Origin of the sequence: Streptococcus sp. TATVAM-FAB8 (assembly GCF_046592795.1) — a bacterium.
In the GTDB taxonomy this organism is placed as follows: Bacteria; Bacillota; Bacilli; order Lactobacillales; family Streptococcaceae; genus Streptococcus; species Streptococcus ruminicola.
The window spans coordinates 261,904-277,826 of sequence record NZ_JAWVPQ010000001.1; the positions used below are offsets into that span (position 1 = coordinate 261,904).

Sequence of the window (15,923 nt, forward strand, 5' to 3'; positions counted from 1 at the left end):
AATCAACAAAACCCACAGAAAAGTTTTTACTGAAATTTTTTTAGATAATGACTTTTTAAAGCACTTTATCATTATTTTTCTCGAATAATATAACCCATTCCACGAACAGTTTGGATATATGATTCTTTACCAGGAATATCAATTTTACCACGTAGGTAACGGATGTAAACATCCACGACATTTGTTTCGATGTCTGTATCATAACGCCAAACACTTGCCAAAAGTTCTTCACGTGTCATTACGCGATTAACATTTGAAAGAAGCACGCTCAACAAATCGTATTCACGTTTTGTTAATGAAATTTCATCATCACCACGAACTGCAGAACGATTTTGTGGGTTCAAACGAAGACCTAAGAGACCTTCTTTTGCTTGACCTTCTTTGTCTTGTTTAGAATTAGCATCTTGACGACGGAATACTGCACGAACACGAGCGAGTAATTCTTCAATAGCAAATGGTTTTACAATATAATCATCTGCTCCACGGTCAAGACCAGCAACAATATCCATAATAGAATCACGAGCAGTCATCATGATAATTGATGTGTCTTTTTCCAAACGAAGACGACGTGTAATTTCGAATCCGTCCATATCAGGTAACATCAAATCTAATAGGATCAAATCAAAATCATCATCCAATGCAGTTTGAAGCCCTAAACGTCCATTTGTCTCAACAACTACTGAATACCCCTCATGTTGTAATTCTAAAGACACAAAGCGTGCAAGATTTTTTTCATCCTCAATAATTAAAATCTTTTTACTCATTGTCACCAACCTTTTATTTAATGTAAAGATTATAAAATCTAATAATTGCCTAGTACACAGCTATCGTTACCGTTTTAATTTTCGCTCAATTTATGAGAAAGAATCCATCCATCACTCTATCCCTTTTTAATACAATTCTCAAAAATGACCTACTCAGCCAAGTATACTATATTGCCCTAAAAGTATATCAAAGTATAAACGATAATTCAAGAAAATTTTATCTTTTTAATGAAAATTATATTAATCCTCAAACAAGCCATTTAAAGCAGAAAATGGGTTGTTTTCTTTTTTCTTTTCATCTTGTAATGCTTCGTATTGTTCTTCTGTCATGACAGACCAATTTTGTCCTGATGGCATGTCATCTGATTGACGTTCTTCATCACTCAAGACTTGTATAGGAATTGTTAAAAGAATATTATCAATCGCACTTTCTTCCAAATCAATAACATCCTCTTCTAATACTAAAGCAAGATTTTCTTTGACCAAGTCTTCTTTGGCGTGAAGGTCAGCTGACTCAACAAATACCTCTGAAACGTCTTCAACTTGGTGAACATCAACAGGTTGCATTGAACGACTTGATGGTAAAGTAATTGTATAATCCAATCGATAATTCAATAGGTACAATCCATCATCGTATGAAACAATTCCGTTTACAGAAACTGCTTTGACGTCTAAAACTTCGCTTGAGCGTTGCATTAATTTTTCTTTAATATTCAAAGATTCATTAAAAGCAACCCCCTCAGCATTTTTCTTTATTTCTGAAATAGCTATCATCATTATTCTACCTCTTTTAAATTTCCTTACCATTATACCAGCTTTTTTAGCTCTTGTCTTTATGATATTGATGTCAAATTCATTATATTAGAATTCTTATGAATAATGGATAAAAGCTCACAATAACTTGTGAGCTTTTACCATTTACATATGACGAAGACGATCGATTCGATCGGCAATAGATGGATGGGTGTTAAAGAGTGAACTAAATCGTTCACCTTTTTTAAATGGGTCATTAATATACAAAGCAGCACTAGCTTGGTCTACTGGATGATGCATTGGTGATGAGTCTTCAAGTTTTTGAAGAGCCTTAATCATGCCTTCTGGATTTCGTGTTAATTCCACAGAACTAGCATCGGCAAGAAATTCACGTTGACGTGAGATGGCAAGCTGAACTAAGGTAGCAGCAAGTGGTGCCAAGAAAAGCGAAATCAAAGACAAGATGAGCACAATAATCCCCATAGCTCCTTCGTCACGATCATTAGAGCGGCGGCGATTACTTCCACCGAACCACATCATACGACTTCCAAAGCTTGCAATCATTGTCACAGCACTAGCAAGAGCAACAGCAATTGTCGATATACGAATATCATAATTTCGAATGTGGCTAACTTCGTGTCCGATAACTCCTTCAAGTTCTTCACGATTCATCAAAGCTAACAAACCTGTTGTTGCTGCCACGGCAGCATTTTCAGGACTTGACCCTGTGGCAAAAGCATTAAGCGACTCATCCTCAACAATAAAGACACATGGCATTGGAATTTGTGCAACCATAGCCATATCTTCAACGATATGATAAAGTTGTGGTGCCTCTTCTTCAGTCACTTCACGCGCATTATTCATTGCCATGACGACATTAGTGGATTGAAGAATCATGCTCACTGCATAAATACCACCGATAATCAGAGCAATGACAACACCAAAACTTAAACTATCTAACCAAAGGTATCCAACTGCTGCACCGATAGCTGCCAAAATCAAGAAGAAGACAAAGAGCAAAACAACTGTCTTGCGCTTATTGCTGGCAATTTGATCATATAACATAATTTTCTCTTATAATGAAAGAGTCTCTCTAAGCTCATTGAACCACCTAAAGAGACTCTTTATATTCCTTTCGTTTAAGATAACTTGTCTTAAAAGTTATTTTTTGAATTGATTAAAAATCAAATGATACTTTTGGTGTTTCTTTTTCATCTTCAGGTGTTTCCAAAAATTGACTTGGTTTAAATCCGAAAAGACCTGCAATAATATTAGTTGGGAATGTTTCCAACTTCACGTTGTAGTTTGCTGTAGTTGTGTTGAACAATTGACGTGAATAAGAAATTTTATTTTCAGTATTTGTCAATTCGTCTTGCAATTTAATAAAGCTATTATTTGCTTTAAGTTCAGGATAATTTTCAGCAACAGCAATCAAGCCTGACAATTGTTTTGTAAGAGCGTTTGAAGCATGCATTGCTTCTGCAGGGCTTTGTGCTTGTGCTACTTGGCTACGCAATTCTGTAATTTTAGCAAATGTTTTTTCTTCGTAAGCAGCATAACCTTTAACTGTTTCAATTAAGTTTGGAATCAGGTCATTACGACGTTTCAATTGAACATCGATTTGACTCCAAGATTCTTTGGTTTGCATGCGGCTTTTCACAAGTCCATTATAAGCAGTAACTCCCCAGAGTACTAGGACGGCAATGATAGCAATAATAATAAAAATCATAAATTCCTCCTCGGGTATGACACCCATTCTAACTGAATTAAGCTTTCTAACCCCAAGGCTCTAGGTAAAAAGCTTCCCACGAAAACGATTTAAATCTTTTCAAAACCATTATATCAATTTTCATCACAATCTAAAAGAAATTAGCTAAAGTCTGTTAAAATTGACCGTATCCAAAACAGGTCATAGATATCACTCCAAAACTTTTTATGGTAAAATAAGGTGATATAGATTGAAATGGAAAGGACACTTAAAGAAAAGGAGTTTAAATCACTTTCTTTAAACAAACAATATGACACCTGAAGAATTTTATGACAAACTTCGTCAGCAAGGCTTTGACTTGACTGATACTCAAAAGAAACAATTTGAACGCTACTTCGAGCTTTTGGTTGAATGGAATCAAAAAATCAATTTGACAGCCATCACTGACAAAGAAGGCGTTTATCTTAAACACTTTTACGATTCTATTGCACCTGTTTTGCAAGGCAAAATCACTAACCAAGATGTTCGCCTCTTGGATATTGGAGCTGGAGCTGGTTTTCCAAGTATTCCTATCAAAATCTTGTGCCCAGCTATTGATGTGACAATCATCGATTCACTAAACAAACGCATCAATTTCCTTAATCTTTTGGCTGATGAACTTGGGTTAGACGGTGTTCACTTCTACCATGGACGCGCTGAAGATTATGGACAAGATAAGGCTTTTCGTGCTAGCTATGATATCGTAACAGCACGCGCTGTTGCACGTCTTCAAGTTCTAACAGAATTAACTATTCCTTTCTTGAAAGTCGGTGGTCAGTTGATTGCACTTAAAGCTTCTGCTGCCGAAGAAGAATTAGCTGATGCTAAAAATGCTATGTCAGTTCTCTTTTCAAAACTTATTGAAAACTATCATTATGAATTACCAAATGGTGATAGTCGTCAAATCACTATTCTTGAAAAGAAAAAAGAAACACCAAACAAATACCCACGCAAAGCAGGTATGCCAAATAAAAAACCTCTTTAATGGGACAATACAAAAACTAAGTGGCTTGCTATAATAGCCACTTAATTGCTATCTTTATGGAAAGGGATATTTCAATTGACTAGATTTTTAAAACGGCTATCTGGCACTCAACGGTTAACCTTTAGTTTTTTGATTGTCATCTTGATAGGAAGCATCTTGTTATCACTTCCTATTACCCACTATCAAAACGCCCCAGCAACAGGATATCTTGACCACTTGTTTACAGTGGTTTCGATGGTTTGTGTGACTGGTTTATCGGTCTTTCCTGTGGCTGATGTTTACAACGGTCTTGGGCAAGTCATTGCTGTCATTTTGATGCAAATTGGTGGTCTTGGATTGGTAACCTTGCTTGCCGTTAGTACCTATATCCTTAGAAAAAGGATGAACTTATCTGAACAACATATCTTACAATCCGCCCTTAGTTATGACAATAGTGGTCACCTTAAACGTTATTTGTTCAACGTTTATAAGATTACCTTTATTATTGAAAGCTTGATTGCAGCGCTATTTCTCATCGATTTTATTCCGAGATTCGGACTGGGACACGGAATTTTCAATGCTATCTTCCTTGCAGTTTCTGCTTTTTGTAATGCTGGTTTTGATAACCTTGGTGGAGATAGTTTAAAACCTTTTGTTCTCAATCCACTGCTTAATCTACTCTTTATGGCTTTGATTATTTCTGGGGGGATTGGTTTTGCTGTTTGGGTTGATATCAAACGAGCTATCAAGCACTTCTTCGCAGATAGACCTTATCGCCTTAAAACCTTTACACGTCAGCTAAGCAATCAAACACGATTGGTACTTGCTACTACAGCTGTCCTCTTACTTCTAGGAACGGTACTAACTTGGCTTATCGAGGCTAATAACCCTAAAACCATTGGGCAATACAATCCATTCCAGCAATTTATGGTTAGCTTATTTCAAACGGTCACAATGAGGACCGCTGGCTTTGCAACCATTTCTTATCTGGACACTCATCCCGCCACTAACATCCTCTACATGATTCAGATGATTATCGGTGGTGCTCCAGGTGGTACTGCTGGTGGGGTGAAAGTGACAACGGTAGCCATTACTTTCTTACTCTTTAAATCAGAATTAGCTGGTCAAACAGAAGTAACTTTCCGACACCGCATTATTCCAAATCGTGTCATCAAACAAACGTTGACAGTTCTGATTTTCTTCTTCTCAGTCTTAATTGTTGGCTATGTGCTTCTTCTTCAACTAGAACCACATCACGACCCCTTAGCACTGCTATTTGAAGCTGTCTCTGCCATTGCTACGGTCGGGGTTTCCATGGATTTAACACCGCAATTATCAACTGGTGGAAGAATCATTATCATGGCTATGATGTTTATCGGACGTGTCGGTCCGCTTACCGTTCTTCTTAGCCTACTTCAAAAGAAAGAAAAAGATATTCAATACGCACAGACAAATATTACCGTCGGTTAGAGAGGGAAATTTATGAGAAAAAAAATATTTGGTGTTCTTGGCCTTGGAATTTTCGGACGAAACGTTGCCAAAGAACTTAGTAAATTTGAACAAGACGTTATCGCTATTGACGCCAACCCAAGCCTTGTTCAAAATGTTTCTGAGGTGGTCAAAAAAGCTGCCGTGGGAGACATTACTGACATTGACTTTTTGAAGGCTCTTGGGATTAATCAATGTGACACTGTCGTGGTTGCTACTGGTAATAACCTCGAATCATCAGTTCTAGCGGTAATGCACTGTAAGAAACTTGGTGTGAAAAATATCATCGCTAAAGCTAAAACCAAAACGTATGAAGAAGTTCTTTACGGTATCGGGGCTAGCAAAGTCATCATGCCAGAACGCGACTCAGGTAAACGTGTTGCAGCCAATATGCTTCGCCATCACATCGAAAACATTGTTCACTTGGAAGAAAAATTAGCCATGGTAGAATTTTCTGTTCCAGATTCTTGGGTTGGTAAAAATCTAATTCAACTAGATGTTCGAAACAAATACGAAATCAATATCATCGGCACTCGTCAAACAACATCATCAGCTATCGATACTCACATCGATCCCAACAAAGCATTTGAAGCTGATACAGAAGTCATTGCAATCGCCAGCGATGATACCTTTGAAAAATTCGATTACCTTGGTTATTTAAAATAAACAAAAAGCGTAATGCTCTAAAGAGCATTACGCTTTTCTATTTTATTGCCATGGATTGTAAAATCTTCCATGATTCCATTTAAAAAGTAACAATGTCACTGCCACAATCAAAACAGCTAAAACAATTGTCATAATATCTGCTGAAGTGAAATTTGTATAAGTGTACCAAGTACGCTTTTTATTTTTCCCGAAACGGCGCAACTCCATCGCTGTTGAAACCGTGTCAATACGTTCAAGAGAACTGAAAATCAAAGGAATCACAATTTGTAAATTTCCTTTAATACGTTTCATCAATTTCTCTTTTGAAGATAATTCAAGTCCTCGCGCTTCTTGAGACATTCGAATCATGTAAAATTCTTCCTGAACATCTGGAATGTAGCGTAGTGTTAAACTAACGGCATAAGCCACCTTATAAGGAACACCAATTTGATTAAGGCTTGAAGCAAATTGACTGGGGTGCGTTGTCATCAAAAATAGAACTGCTAAAGGCACTGTACAGAAGTATTTTAAGGCCAAATTAAAGAGATAAAATAATTCCTGACTAGTTAGATAGAAACGACCGTAACCTTGCCATAAGACCGTTTTAGCACCATATATACTCTCACCATAACTTGGTTCAAATAAATAGACCATTATCACATTCAAAAGCGCAAAGAAGCCAATGAACTTAATCACAAATGATACTTGTTTCCAGCGGATATTTGCCAATTTAAATAACAAAAGCGAAGTCACAGCAACAAGTGCAATCAAGCGTGTGTCATAAGTTGTCATGCAAGCTACTGATACCAAGATGAAGAAGATTAATTTACTAGCTCCAGATAAGTGGTATAGGAAGCCTTGACCACTTTGATAACCAATAAAATGATTAGCCATTGCATCCTCCTTGCTGTTTAATATAATAATGCGTCAAATCAATCGGGTTAATACCGATTTTTTCAGCCAAGTCAAAAAGACTTGTTTTTTTCAGATTAGCTTTTTCCAATACTTCGGCTTGACTAAAAAGGGCAACTGGGGAACAATCTGCAATGATTTTCCCATCGCTCACCACAATACTACGGTCTGAATACTCTAACATCAGCTGCATATCATGCGTAATCATGATAATAGTGTGTCCAGCTTTGTTTAGCTGATTGAGGAAGGTCATGATTTCAGTGTAATGGCGTTTATCTTGCCCAGCTGTTGGCTCATCCAATAAAATAATCTCTGGATTCATAACCAAAACAGAAGCAATGGTCACACGTTTCTTCTGTCCAAATGATAAAGCTGAAATCGGCCATTTTCTAAATTCATACAAACCACAAACTTTTAAGGTCTCAAGAACACGTTTTTCAACTTCTTGCTCATTCACCCCACGCAAGCGAAGACCTAATGCAACCTCATCAAAAATCATAGTTTGACTAATCATCTGATTTGGATTTTGAAGGACGTAGCCGATTTTCTCAGCGCGTTCTTTGATAGAATCTTCCATAATTGGTTGTCCTTGGTAGCAAATATCACCTGCTGTTGGTTTGATGAATTGGCAAAGAGCTTTGGCTAAGGTTGATTTTCCTGCACCATTTTTCCCAACGATGGCAATACGTTCACCTTTATGAATAGCAAAGCTAACATCTTTTAAAATCGGTTGATTTTCCTGATAACTAAACTTTAGCTGCTTCACTTCTAAAATAGGGTCTTTTGGCACTATATTTGCTGATTGACTTAAACCAGCCACGGTAATATCCGATAAATCTAACTGACTTAAATCTGACAAATGCTCTGCTTTGGTCACATCGACATTTAAATCTTTCAAAGCTGTCACATAAAGAGGCTCACGAATTCCATTTTCAACCAGTAAGTTACTCTTTAACAAATCATCTGGATGCCCATCAAATAATATCTGACCATCATTAATCAAAATAACTTTATCCACCTGACGATAAAGCACATCCTCAAGACGGTGTTCAATAATAATCGTTGTCGTTTGCCCTTCTTGGTGAATACGATCAATCAGTTCAATCGTTTCTTGCCCAGATTTAGGGTCTAGATTTGCCAGCGGCTCATCAAAAAGCAAAATCGGACTCTCGTCAATCAAAACACCTGCTAAGCTCACGCGCTGCTTCTGACCACCCGATAAATCCTGTGGACGGCTATCTAGGAATGCCGTCAAATCGAGCTTATTAGCCCAATAATTGATCTTGTCAGTCATTTGATCCAACGGAAGACAATCATTTTCAAGCGCAAATGCTAAATCCTCTGCCACTGTTAGGCCAATAAACTGGCCATCTGGGTCTTGCAAGACCGTAGACACAAGATGCGATTTGTCATAAATCGACAAATCAAAAGCATCCTTGCCTGCAATGGTCAATTGACCTCTTTTTTCACCATGATTAATGTTTGGAATAATCCCATTTAAACACTGTCCAATGGTTGATTTTCCTGATCCCGACGGTCCAACAATCAAGACCTTCTGCCCTTTCTCAATAGATAGATTAAGGGATTTTAAGGTCGGCTCTGCTTGAGCATCATATTTAAAAGTGAAATCCTTAAACTGAATAAGGGGCTCCATGAATTTTCTCCTAAAAAATGATTAAGAGTAGGATAACCTTGTCATCCTACCCCGTTAAAAACGGCTCGCATGTGAGCCTGCATAATACTAGAATGCTATGTGATAGCCAAAACAGAACTCCTAGCCCTGCTTTTCAAAAAAATTAATCTTTTGTTAGACTACCTGATTGTGTACGTGTTTTTGAGTAGACAGCTAAAAGCAATGACCCACCAATAGCAATTGTCAAGCTATTAATAGCAGCTGATAGAATACCTTGAGTAAAGACTTTACTTGCTGGTTCACTATAAATCAAAATGTCACCATACGGTGCAATGATGCCCCAACCAATAACATTAGCTAGGATTTGTGCACTGTTAAACCATACCAAATCTTTTTCAGTTAATTGACCTTTTTCAATCTTGATTTTTTTAGCCACAAGCCCGATAGCTAGACCAATCAAACCACTCACAAGGACCCATGTCCACCATGGTGAACCATATTGAAGAGCATCTTTCAAAGCATGTCCGATAAAGCCAGAAAAGAATCCAACAGTTGGACCATAAACAACGGCAAATAGAGCAACCACTGCGTATTGCAATTGAAGATTTGTATTTGGAATTGGTGTTGGAATATTAACCAATGTTCCGATGATAATAAACAGTGCAGCACCAATCCCTGTAGCCACAACAGTCTTGATTGAATTATTTTTCATGACTTATTCTCCTTTATAATAAACTTATCTATTTTTCTAAGTATAATGCTTTAGAAACCTTATTTTAACGCCGTTTTATTTTACCACAAATAAAGGACATTTTAAAGACGCTTATTTATTTGAACTAGTCATAAAAGGGCTTTATATAAAAAATAGCCGAGCTTTCGCCCAGCTATCTAGTATTAATTAACTTTTTTCTTTTTACCCCAAACAGATTTTTCAGCAACTGCTGTAAAGAGAACATCTGTTGAAGAGTTTAGGGCTGTTTCACATGAGTCTTGAACAACCCCAACAATAAATCCGACACCAACTACTTGCATTGCAAGGTCGTTTGAAATACCAAACAAGCTACATGCAACTGGTACTAGAAGAAGTGAGCCTCCAGTAACTCCTGATGCTCCACAAGCAGACACAGCTGATAAAACACTTAGCAAGAAAGCTGTTGGAAAATCGACGTGAATGCCTAGCGTATTAACCGCAGCAAGTGTCAAAACATTAATTGTGATGGCAGCACCACCCATATTGATTGTAGCACCAAGTGGGATAGATACCTTGTAAGTATCTTTGTTCAAGCCTAACTCTTCACAAAGTTTCATATTAACGGGAATGTTAGCTGCAGAACTACGTGTGAAGAAAGCTGTCAATCCAGAATCTTTCAAGCAACGGAAAACCAATGGATATGGATTTTTGCGCATGAAGAGAAAAGCAATAAACGGATTAATTACTAAAGCTACAAAAAGCATTGTCCCCACAAGAGCTAAAATCAAGAAACCATAGTTTGCTAAGATCTTAACCCCGTTATCTGAAATTGTTTTAAAGACAAGGCCTAAAATACCAAATGGTGCTAAATTAATAATCCAACGAACCACTTGTGACGTAACATCAGCGATGGTTTGTAAAAGCTCTTTCGTTTCTTTATTTGAATTTCTAAAAGCAAGACCAAAGATAACAGCCCAAGTCAATACACCGATATAGTTAGCTGTTCCCAATGCATTAATTGGGTTATCAACCATTTTTAGTAGAAGACTGTGGAAAACTTGCCCAACTCCTTCCGGAGATGACAATTTTGGTTGCGTGGCAGTATCCAAGGTCAGAGTGATTGGGAAAAGGTAATTCACCACAACTGCTACTAGGGCAGCTGCTAAGGTCCCAACAAGATAAAGTCCAATAATCGTTGACATATTGGTCTTTTGTCCCTTTTCATTTTGTGACAATGCACTAGCAACCAAAACAAAGACAAGTAATGGCGCTACCGCTTTAAGCCCACCAACGAACAAATCACCTAGGATACCAATAGCTGAAACCTTAGGAAGAGTCATTCCTAAAATAAATCCAAGAATAACACCAATGATGATTCGTTTGATGAGACTAGTTCTATTCCAAACATTAATAAATCGTTTCATGGTAGCTCCTCAAAAAAATATTAACGGTTTTAATCATAATATAAAACAAGCGCTTCGTCAAACGAATAATGGGAGTTTTTATGCCATGACAGCGCTTTAAAGATGGATTTTTTCAATTTTTTGAAAATTTTGTGATTATTTCTAACATGGCTTATCCTTGATATGACAACAAATGTCAGCTTTTTAGCAAAAAAACAGCGATTTTCTTCTATTGACGTTAGAAATGGAGTTCGATATAATAAGCTGCACATTATTTTGCTTAATGAGAGAGTTTAACTAAGCAAAATATCATCTTGTTTGTTTATTAGGAGGACATTAATGAAACCTGTCAAAAATATCTATATTATCATCGGTTTCATGTTATTTGCTTTATTCTTTGGGGCAGGTAATCTGATTTATCCCGCCTTTTTAGGGATATATTCTGGTAGTAACCTTGCATTAGCCATTCTTGGTTTCTGTTTAACTGGTGTGACCCTTCCGCTTTTAGGGGTAGTCGCAGTAGCCTATTCAGGTGCGAGTGATATTGAAGATTTTGCACGTCCAGTTTCTCGTCACTATGCTTTGCTATTTTCAATCGCACTTTACTTATCAATCGGGCCATTCTTTGCCATTCCAAGAACGGGTGCTACTTCATTTTCAATCGGTATTGAACCTATCTTTGGTGACAATCTGATTGCTAAAGTAGTCTACGGTTTGGTTTTCTTTGGTATTTCTTACTTCTTAGCGATTAAACCAAATAAAATCGCAGACCGTATCGGGAAATACCTAACACCTGCACTTTTGATTATCATCGCAATTTTAGTCGTAGCTTCATTTGTAAAACCAGCTGGTGATATCGGAACAGCTTACAACGCTGCCAATGATATCAGTAATGCCTTTAAAGATGTTCCATTTGTTGCGGGACTCATTCAAGGTTATGGAACAATGGATGCCCTTGCTTCACTAGCCTTTGCCATTATCGTTATCGACGCTAGCAAATCACACGGAGCAAAAGGAAAAGCTGAAGTTGCTACACTTACTTTCAAATCAGGATTAATTGCTACTGTACTACTTGCTCTTATTTATATCTTTGTAGCTCGTATCGGAGCTTCATCACAAAATCTCTTTGATTTTTCTAACGGACACTTTATGTTTAAAGGTGAAGCAATCGATGGTGGTAACATCCTTGGACAAGCAGCTCACTTCTATCTTGGAAGTATCGGACAAATCATCCTTGCTGCAGCTATTTTCCTTGCTTGCTTAACAACAGCAACTGGTTTGATTACTGCCTGTGCAGAGTACTTCCACAAATTGCAACCAAAAGTTTCTCACGTTTCTTGGGCAACTCTCTTCACTTTGATTGCACTATTCTTCTACTTCGGTGGTCTTTCTGAATTGATCAAATGGTCACTTCCAGTACTTTACTTGCTCTATCCATTAACAGTCGTTATTATCTTCTTAGCCTTGCTATCAAAATTCTTCAAAAAAGATCGCATCGTTTACCAAATTACCATTGGCTTTGCAGCCATTCCTGCTCTTTACGATGCCCTCTCAACACTTGCTAAAATGACTGGACTTTTCAGCCTACCAGCAAGCCTTGTTAATTTCTTCAATGGATTCGTTCCACTTGGACAATTCTCCCTTGAATGGATTAGCTTTGCCATCGTTGGATTCATTGTTGGATTTATCCTACACAAGACTAAAAAAGCTTAATAATAGCAAAACCAACCTTCATAACGAGGGTTGGCTTTTTTGTTGTTTATTTTCCAAGTAAACTAATACGTTCTTGAATGTGTTTGGCATTTTCAATCTCATCAACAAATCCAAGAGCATAATCCGCATAGCTAATAGCACTTTCACCCTTGTCGTTGAATGTCAATTCTTCACCAGCAATAATATATTGCCCTGTACGGTTACCGTCAGCTTGGAAATCTGCTGCTGGACTAACAAATGTCCATTTGATATCATTGCGTTCACGAATTTCTGCCAATGATTGACGTTGCGCATTAGCCAATGGTTTGAAAACAGCAGGAAATTCTGGTGTGTCAACCAATTGCACGGTATGTTCAGGATTGACATAAAGACTTCCTGCACCACCGACAATCATCAAACGTGTGTCAGTACCTGAAAGCAAATCAGCCAAATGTTTTTGCGAATCGCTGTGAAGATGAAGCTGGTCTTCTTTCCAATATCCAACAGCATCAACCACAACATCAAACCCTGCCAAATCTTCTTTTGTTAAGTCAAATAAGTCTTTTTCAATAACTTTCTGAGCTTTTGATTTATTAGAACTACGAACAACTGCTGTGACATCATGTCCGCGATTAAGCGCTTCTTCAACAATTAATCGACCTGCTTTACCATTTGCGGCAACTACTGCAATTTTCATAATGATTCCTCCGAAAAATAAATAATTTTTGAGTTGTAACTAATTTTGTTACAACCACATTTACAGTATAGCTTCATTTAGTTGTAATGTCAAGAGTTACAACAAAAAGTTGTAACTTTTTTAATGACAGCTCAAATATGCTATAATGAGCTTAACTAAATTCCCATAAGGAGAAAAAATGCCCTATTCAACTCGACTAGCAACTTCCGTTCATATTCTGTTAGCCATTTATCATTTTGAAAATGAAGCAAAAGTGACTTCTACTTTTCTAGCTAAAAGTATCCAGACTAACCCTGTTATTGTGCGTAACTTACTAGGAAAATTGCAAAAAGCTGACTTAGTCAAAGTCGAAGCTGGTGTTGGCGGAGCTCATTTAACAAAGAAACCTGAAGAACTAACACTTTGGGATATCTTCCAAGCTGTTGAAGATAAGAATAAACCGATTTTCAAAGCTAGTGATGATACCAATCCAAATTGTCCTGTTGGTCGTGTGGTTAATTCAGTTCTTCAACCGCGCATTGACAAGATTCAAGAAAGTTTCAATGCCTCTCTAAAAGCCGTTAACCTAGCAAGCCTGATTGAGGATATGGATAAAAAGATTGCCAGTAATCAGAAATAAATAAACAAGCACTTCTGTTGTTCGCAGAAGTGCTTTAGTTTATTTATGACTAAGTTTTTTGGTTAAGAAATCACCGACAAATTGAATGATAAAGACAAGAACTAAGATACATAGTGTCGCGATAATTGTGACATCCGTTGCTGAACGGTTGTATCCGTAGTAAATAGCAATATAACCAAGACCACCAGCACCGATGGCACCAGCCATTGCTGTTTCACCGATGAGTGAGATAAGAGTCACAGTTGACACACGAATCAATTCTGGCAAACCTTCGCTAAGGTAAATCTTGACGATATCCCAAAGTGTCGCACCAGAAGCTTGTGCCGCTTCGATAACTCCCTTGTCCATTTCAGAAAAGACTACTTGGACTTGACGAGCATAAAAGGCAAATGTCGCTGCTGACAAAGGAATCAAAGCCGCTGTTTTACCAAGGTTAGTTCCAACAAGAGCATAAGTGAAACCTTTTAAAATCGCAAGCAAGATAATAAATGGAATGGCACGCACAATTGACGTGAAAATATCCAAAACTTTAAAACCAAAACGATTGCTCAAAACGCCATTTGGTCCTGTTAGAACCAAAAACAAGCCCATAACAAGTCCTAAAAGACCACCAATGACAAAAGACCAACCTGTCATGTAAATAGTCGCTGAAAAGGCATCTGACCAAGAATTTGTCCCTTCCCAGCCAATGCGGTAAACATCAGGCATATTTGTAGAAATCCATTCAATCATTTAGGCACCTCTTTTCAATACTGTTAATTCGATTCCAGCAGCAACAATAGCTTCTTGCGCACCCGCCAGTGCAAAGGCTTCACCAGACAAGACAACAATCATCTCACCAACTGGTGTATCATCTAAGATTTCAATATTTCCGTAAAGAATATTAGCTGTAACTTCGAATTGTTTGTAGATTTGGTTAAGAATTGGTTCATCAGTTGATGTTCCAGCGTACTTCAATTGAACAAGCAAATCATCTTTTGGCAGATTTTGTACAATAGCTTGTTTTTCAATTTTAACCAAGGCATCTTCAATACCAGTTGCTGTTTTAATAAATTCTTGTGTTAATGGTTCTTTAGGATTTGAGAAGATGTCTAGAACTGATCCTTCTTCAATCAAGCGACCATTTTGCATGACAGCGACACGGTGGCAGATGTCTTTCACAATTTGCATTTCGTGAGTAATCATAACCACTGTCAAACCAAGTTTTTGGTTCAATTCTTGCAATAGTGCCAAAATTTGTTTGGTTGTTTTTGGGTCAAGAGCTGATGTTGATTCATCAGAAATCAAAATTTCTGGGTCATTAGCAAGCGCACGCGCAATCGCCACACGTTGTTTTTGACCACCTGATAATTGTGATGGATAGTTTTCAGCTCGATCGGCTAGACCTACCAATTCCAACAATTCAGCAACTTTTTGATCTTTTTCTTCTTTGCTTAATTTTGAATGACGAAGAGCAAATGCTACATTTTGGCGCGCTGTTTTTTGTGCCATCAAATTAAAGTGTTGGAAAATCATCCCAATTTTTTGACGTTTTTGACGAAGGGCAGCTCCTTTTAATTGAACTTTTCCATCCGCAAATGTCACATCATCACCAATTGTGATTTTTCCTGCTGTTGGGGCTTGTAACAAATTAATCGTACGTACCAAAGTTGATTTTCCGGCACCAGAATACCCAACAATTCCATAAATATCGCCTTTATTAATCGCAATTGAAACATCTTTTACCGCTTCAATCACACGTTTTTTCTGGCGAAAAGTAATATCGATATGCTCTAAATTAATAATCGGTTTTGTCATAACTCTTACTCAACTCCTCAAGATTTACTCACTTATTGTTTTATCAATTCTATCATTTTAAAACAATTTTCAAAACTTTCCAACATCATATTCTACCATATTCTGTTGTTTTTAAAAA

16 protein-coding genes are annotated in these 15,923 nt (G+C 37.4%); 5 read left to right on the forward strand and 11 right to left on the reverse strand.

What is annotated here, in order from left to right:
* Nucleotides 1-71 precede the first annotated feature (71 nt).
* The 4 genes from SFC32_RS01280 to SFC32_RS01295 all read right to left on the reverse strand — a co-directional run bounded on the left by SFC32_RS01280 (nt 72) and on the right by SFC32_RS01295 (nt 3,246).
* Nucleotides 72-764: a response regulator transcription factor gene (locus SFC32_RS01280; RefSeq protein WP_006532917.1), complete on the reverse strand. Its 693-nt coding sequence runs from the start codon at nt 762-764 to the stop codon at nt 72-74.
* A 240-nt stretch (nt 765-1,004) separates the two neighbouring features.
* Complete coding sequence (locus tag SFC32_RS01285) at nt 1,005-1,541, reverse strand: YceD family protein (protein ID WP_411049485.1); 537 nt, start codon at nt 1,539-1,541, stop codon at nt 1,005-1,007.
* A 141-nt stretch (nt 1,542-1,682) separates the two neighbouring features.
* Nucleotides 1,683-2,582: a zinc metalloprotease HtpX gene (gene htpX / locus SFC32_RS01290; RefSeq protein WP_411049484.1), complete on the reverse strand. Its 900-nt coding sequence runs from the start codon at nt 2,580-2,582 to the stop codon at nt 1,683-1,685.
* A 112-nt stretch (nt 2,583-2,694) separates the two neighbouring features.
* Complete coding sequence (locus SFC32_RS01295; protein ID WP_014335211.1) at nt 2,695-3,246, reverse strand: LemA family protein; 552 nt, start codon at nt 3,244-3,246, stop codon at nt 2,695-2,697.
* Between the two features lie 289 nt (nt 3,247-3,535).
* On the opposite strand from SFC32_RS01295, the gene rsmG reads away from it, so the two are divergent.
* The 3 genes from rsmG (at nt 3,536) to ktrA (ending at nt 6,382) form a co-directional block, all read left to right on the forward strand.
* Nucleotides 3,536-4,249: a 16S rRNA (guanine(527)-N(7))-methyltransferase RsmG gene (gene rsmG, locus SFC32_RS01300; RefSeq protein WP_074564313.1), complete on the forward strand. Its 714-nt coding sequence runs from the start codon at nt 3,536-3,538 to the stop codon at nt 4,247-4,249.
* 75 nt (nt 4,250-4,324) lie between these two features.
* The gene (locus SFC32_RS01305; RefSeq protein ID WP_411049483.1) at nt 4,325-5,698 is read left to right on the forward strand and encodes a TrkH family potassium uptake protein; all 1,374 of its coding nucleotides are present in this window, start codon (nt 4,325-4,327) and stop codon (nt 5,696-5,698) included.
* Nucleotides 5,699-5,710: 12 nt separating this feature from the next.
* Nucleotides 5,711-6,382 (forward strand): potassium uptake transporter gating subunit KtrA, encoded by a 672-nt coding sequence (gene ktrA, locus SFC32_RS01310; protein ID WP_074564317.1) that lies wholly within the window; start codon nt 5,711-5,713, stop codon nt 6,380-6,382.
* Nucleotides 6,383-6,424: 42 nt separating this feature from the next.
* On the opposite strand, the gene SFC32_RS01315 is transcribed toward ktrA, so the two are convergent.
* The 4 genes from SFC32_RS01315 to sstT form a co-directional block, all read right to left on the reverse strand.
* Nucleotides 6,425-7,255, reverse strand: a complete 831-nt coding sequence (locus SFC32_RS01315) for an energy-coupling factor transporter transmembrane component T family protein (protein ID WP_074564318.1) — start codon at nt 7,253-7,255, stop codon at nt 6,425-6,427.
* Nucleotides 7,248-8,927 (reverse strand): ABC transporter ATP-binding protein, encoded by a 1,680-nt coding sequence (locus tag SFC32_RS01320; RefSeq protein WP_411049482.1) that lies wholly within the window; start codon nt 8,925-8,927, stop codon nt 7,248-7,250. The genes SFC32_RS01315 and SFC32_RS01320 overlap by 8 nt, the downstream gene beginning before the upstream one ends.
* A 142-nt stretch (nt 8,928-9,069) precedes the next feature.
* Complete coding sequence (locus tag SFC32_RS01325; protein WP_006532926.1) at nt 9,070-9,618, reverse strand: ECF-type riboflavin transporter substrate-binding protein; 549 nt, start codon at nt 9,616-9,618, stop codon at nt 9,070-9,072.
* A gap of 182 nt (nt 9,619-9,800) precedes the next feature.
* A complete protein-coding gene (sstT, locus tag SFC32_RS01330; RefSeq protein WP_074626240.1) occupies nt 9,801-11,021 on the reverse strand; it encodes a serine/threonine transporter SstT in 1,221 nt (406 codons plus the stop codon).
* Nucleotides 11,022-11,339: 318 nt separating this feature from the next.
* Between sstT and brnQ the strand changes: the two genes are divergently transcribed.
* A complete protein-coding gene (gene brnQ / locus SFC32_RS01335) occupies nt 11,340-12,713 on the forward strand; it encodes a branched-chain amino acid transport system II carrier protein (RefSeq protein ID WP_074868386.1) in 1,374 nt (457 codons plus the stop codon).
* 46 nt (nt 12,714-12,759) lie between these two features.
* Here the strand turns inward: brnQ and SFC32_RS01340 are convergent, their stop codons facing one another.
* Nucleotides 12,760-13,389 carry an NAD(P)-dependent oxidoreductase gene (locus SFC32_RS01340; RefSeq protein WP_411049481.1) on the reverse strand — a complete coding sequence of 210 codons (630 nt, stop codon included), beginning with the start codon at nt 13,387-13,389 and terminating at the stop codon, nt 12,760-12,762.
* A 178-nt stretch (nt 13,390-13,567) separates the two neighbouring features.
* Here SFC32_RS01340 and SFC32_RS01345 point away from each other — a divergent pair, with 178 nt between their 5' ends.
* Nucleotides 13,568-14,008 (forward strand): Rrf2 family transcriptional regulator, encoded by a 441-nt coding sequence (locus SFC32_RS01345; RefSeq protein ID WP_411049480.1) that lies wholly within the window; start codon nt 13,568-13,570, stop codon nt 14,006-14,008.
* Nucleotides 14,009-14,047: 39 nt separating this feature from the next.
* On the opposite strand, the gene SFC32_RS01350 is transcribed toward SFC32_RS01345, so the two are convergent.
* A complete protein-coding gene (locus tag SFC32_RS01350) occupies nt 14,048-14,740 on the reverse strand; it encodes a methionine ABC transporter permease (protein WP_039696368.1) in 693 nt (230 codons plus the stop codon).
* Nucleotides 14,741-15,805 carry a methionine ABC transporter ATP-binding protein gene (locus SFC32_RS01355; protein WP_039696367.1) on the reverse strand — a complete coding sequence of 355 codons (1,065 nt, stop codon included), beginning with the start codon at nt 15,803-15,805 and terminating at the stop codon, nt 14,741-14,743. It lies immediately after the preceding gene.
* Between the last annotated feature and the right edge of the window lie 118 nt (nt 15,806-15,923).

Excerpts from the sequence above, each read along its gene's own strand:
- SFC32_RS01350 (WP_039696368.1), bottom strand. The coding sequence starts at position 14,740 with ATGATTGAATGGATTTCTACAAATATGCCTGATGTTTACCGCATTGGC.
- SFC32_RS01355 (WP_039696367.1), bottom strand. The coding sequence starts at position 15,805 with ATGACAAAACCGATTATTAATTTAGAGCATATCGATATTACTTTTCGC.
- sstT (WP_074626240.1), bottom strand. The coding sequence starts at position 11,021 with ATGAAACGATTTATTAATGTTTGGAATAGAACTAGTCTCATCAAACGA.
- rsmG (WP_074564313.1), top strand. The coding sequence starts at position 3,536 with ATGACACCTGAAGAATTTTATGACAAACTTCGTCAGCAAGGCTTTGAC.
- SFC32_RS01340 (WP_411049481.1), bottom strand. The coding sequence starts at position 13,389 with ATGAAAATTGCAGTAGTTGCCGCAAATGGTAAAGCAGGTCGATTAATT.
- ktrA (WP_074564317.1), top strand. The coding sequence starts at position 5,711 with ATGAGAAAAAAAATATTTGGTGTTCTTGGCCTTGGAATTTTCGGACGA.
- SFC32_RS01320 (WP_411049482.1), bottom strand. The coding sequence starts at position 8,927 with ATGGAGCCCCTTATTCAGTTTAAGGATTTCACTTTTAAATATGATGCT.
- brnQ (WP_074868386.1), top strand. The coding sequence starts at position 11,340 with ATGAAACCTGTCAAAAATATCTATATTATCATCGGTTTCATGTTATTT.
- SFC32_RS01325 (WP_006532926.1), bottom strand. The coding sequence starts at position 9,618 with ATGAAAAATAATTCAATCAAGACTGTTGTGGCTACAGGGATTGGTGCT.
- SFC32_RS01315 (WP_074564318.1), bottom strand. The coding sequence starts at position 7,255 with ATGGCTAATCATTTTATTGGTTATCAAAGTGGTCAAGGCTTCCTATAC.
- htpX (WP_411049484.1), bottom strand. The coding sequence starts at position 2,582 with ATGTTATATGATCAAATTGCCAGCAATAAGCGCAAGACAGTTGTTTTG.
- SFC32_RS01345 (WP_411049480.1), top strand. The coding sequence starts at position 13,568 with ATGCCCTATTCAACTCGACTAGCAACTTCCGTTCATATTCTGTTAGCC.
- SFC32_RS01285 (WP_411049485.1), bottom strand. The coding sequence starts at position 1,541 with ATGATGATAGCTATTTCAGAAATAAAGAAAAATGCTGAGGGGGTTGCT.
- SFC32_RS01280 (WP_006532917.1), bottom strand. The coding sequence starts at position 764 with ATGAGTAAAAAGATTTTAATTATTGAGGATGAAAAAAATCTTGCACGC.
- SFC32_RS01295 (WP_014335211.1), bottom strand. The coding sequence starts at position 3,246 with ATGATTTTTATTATTATTGCTATCATTGCCGTCCTAGTACTCTGGGGA.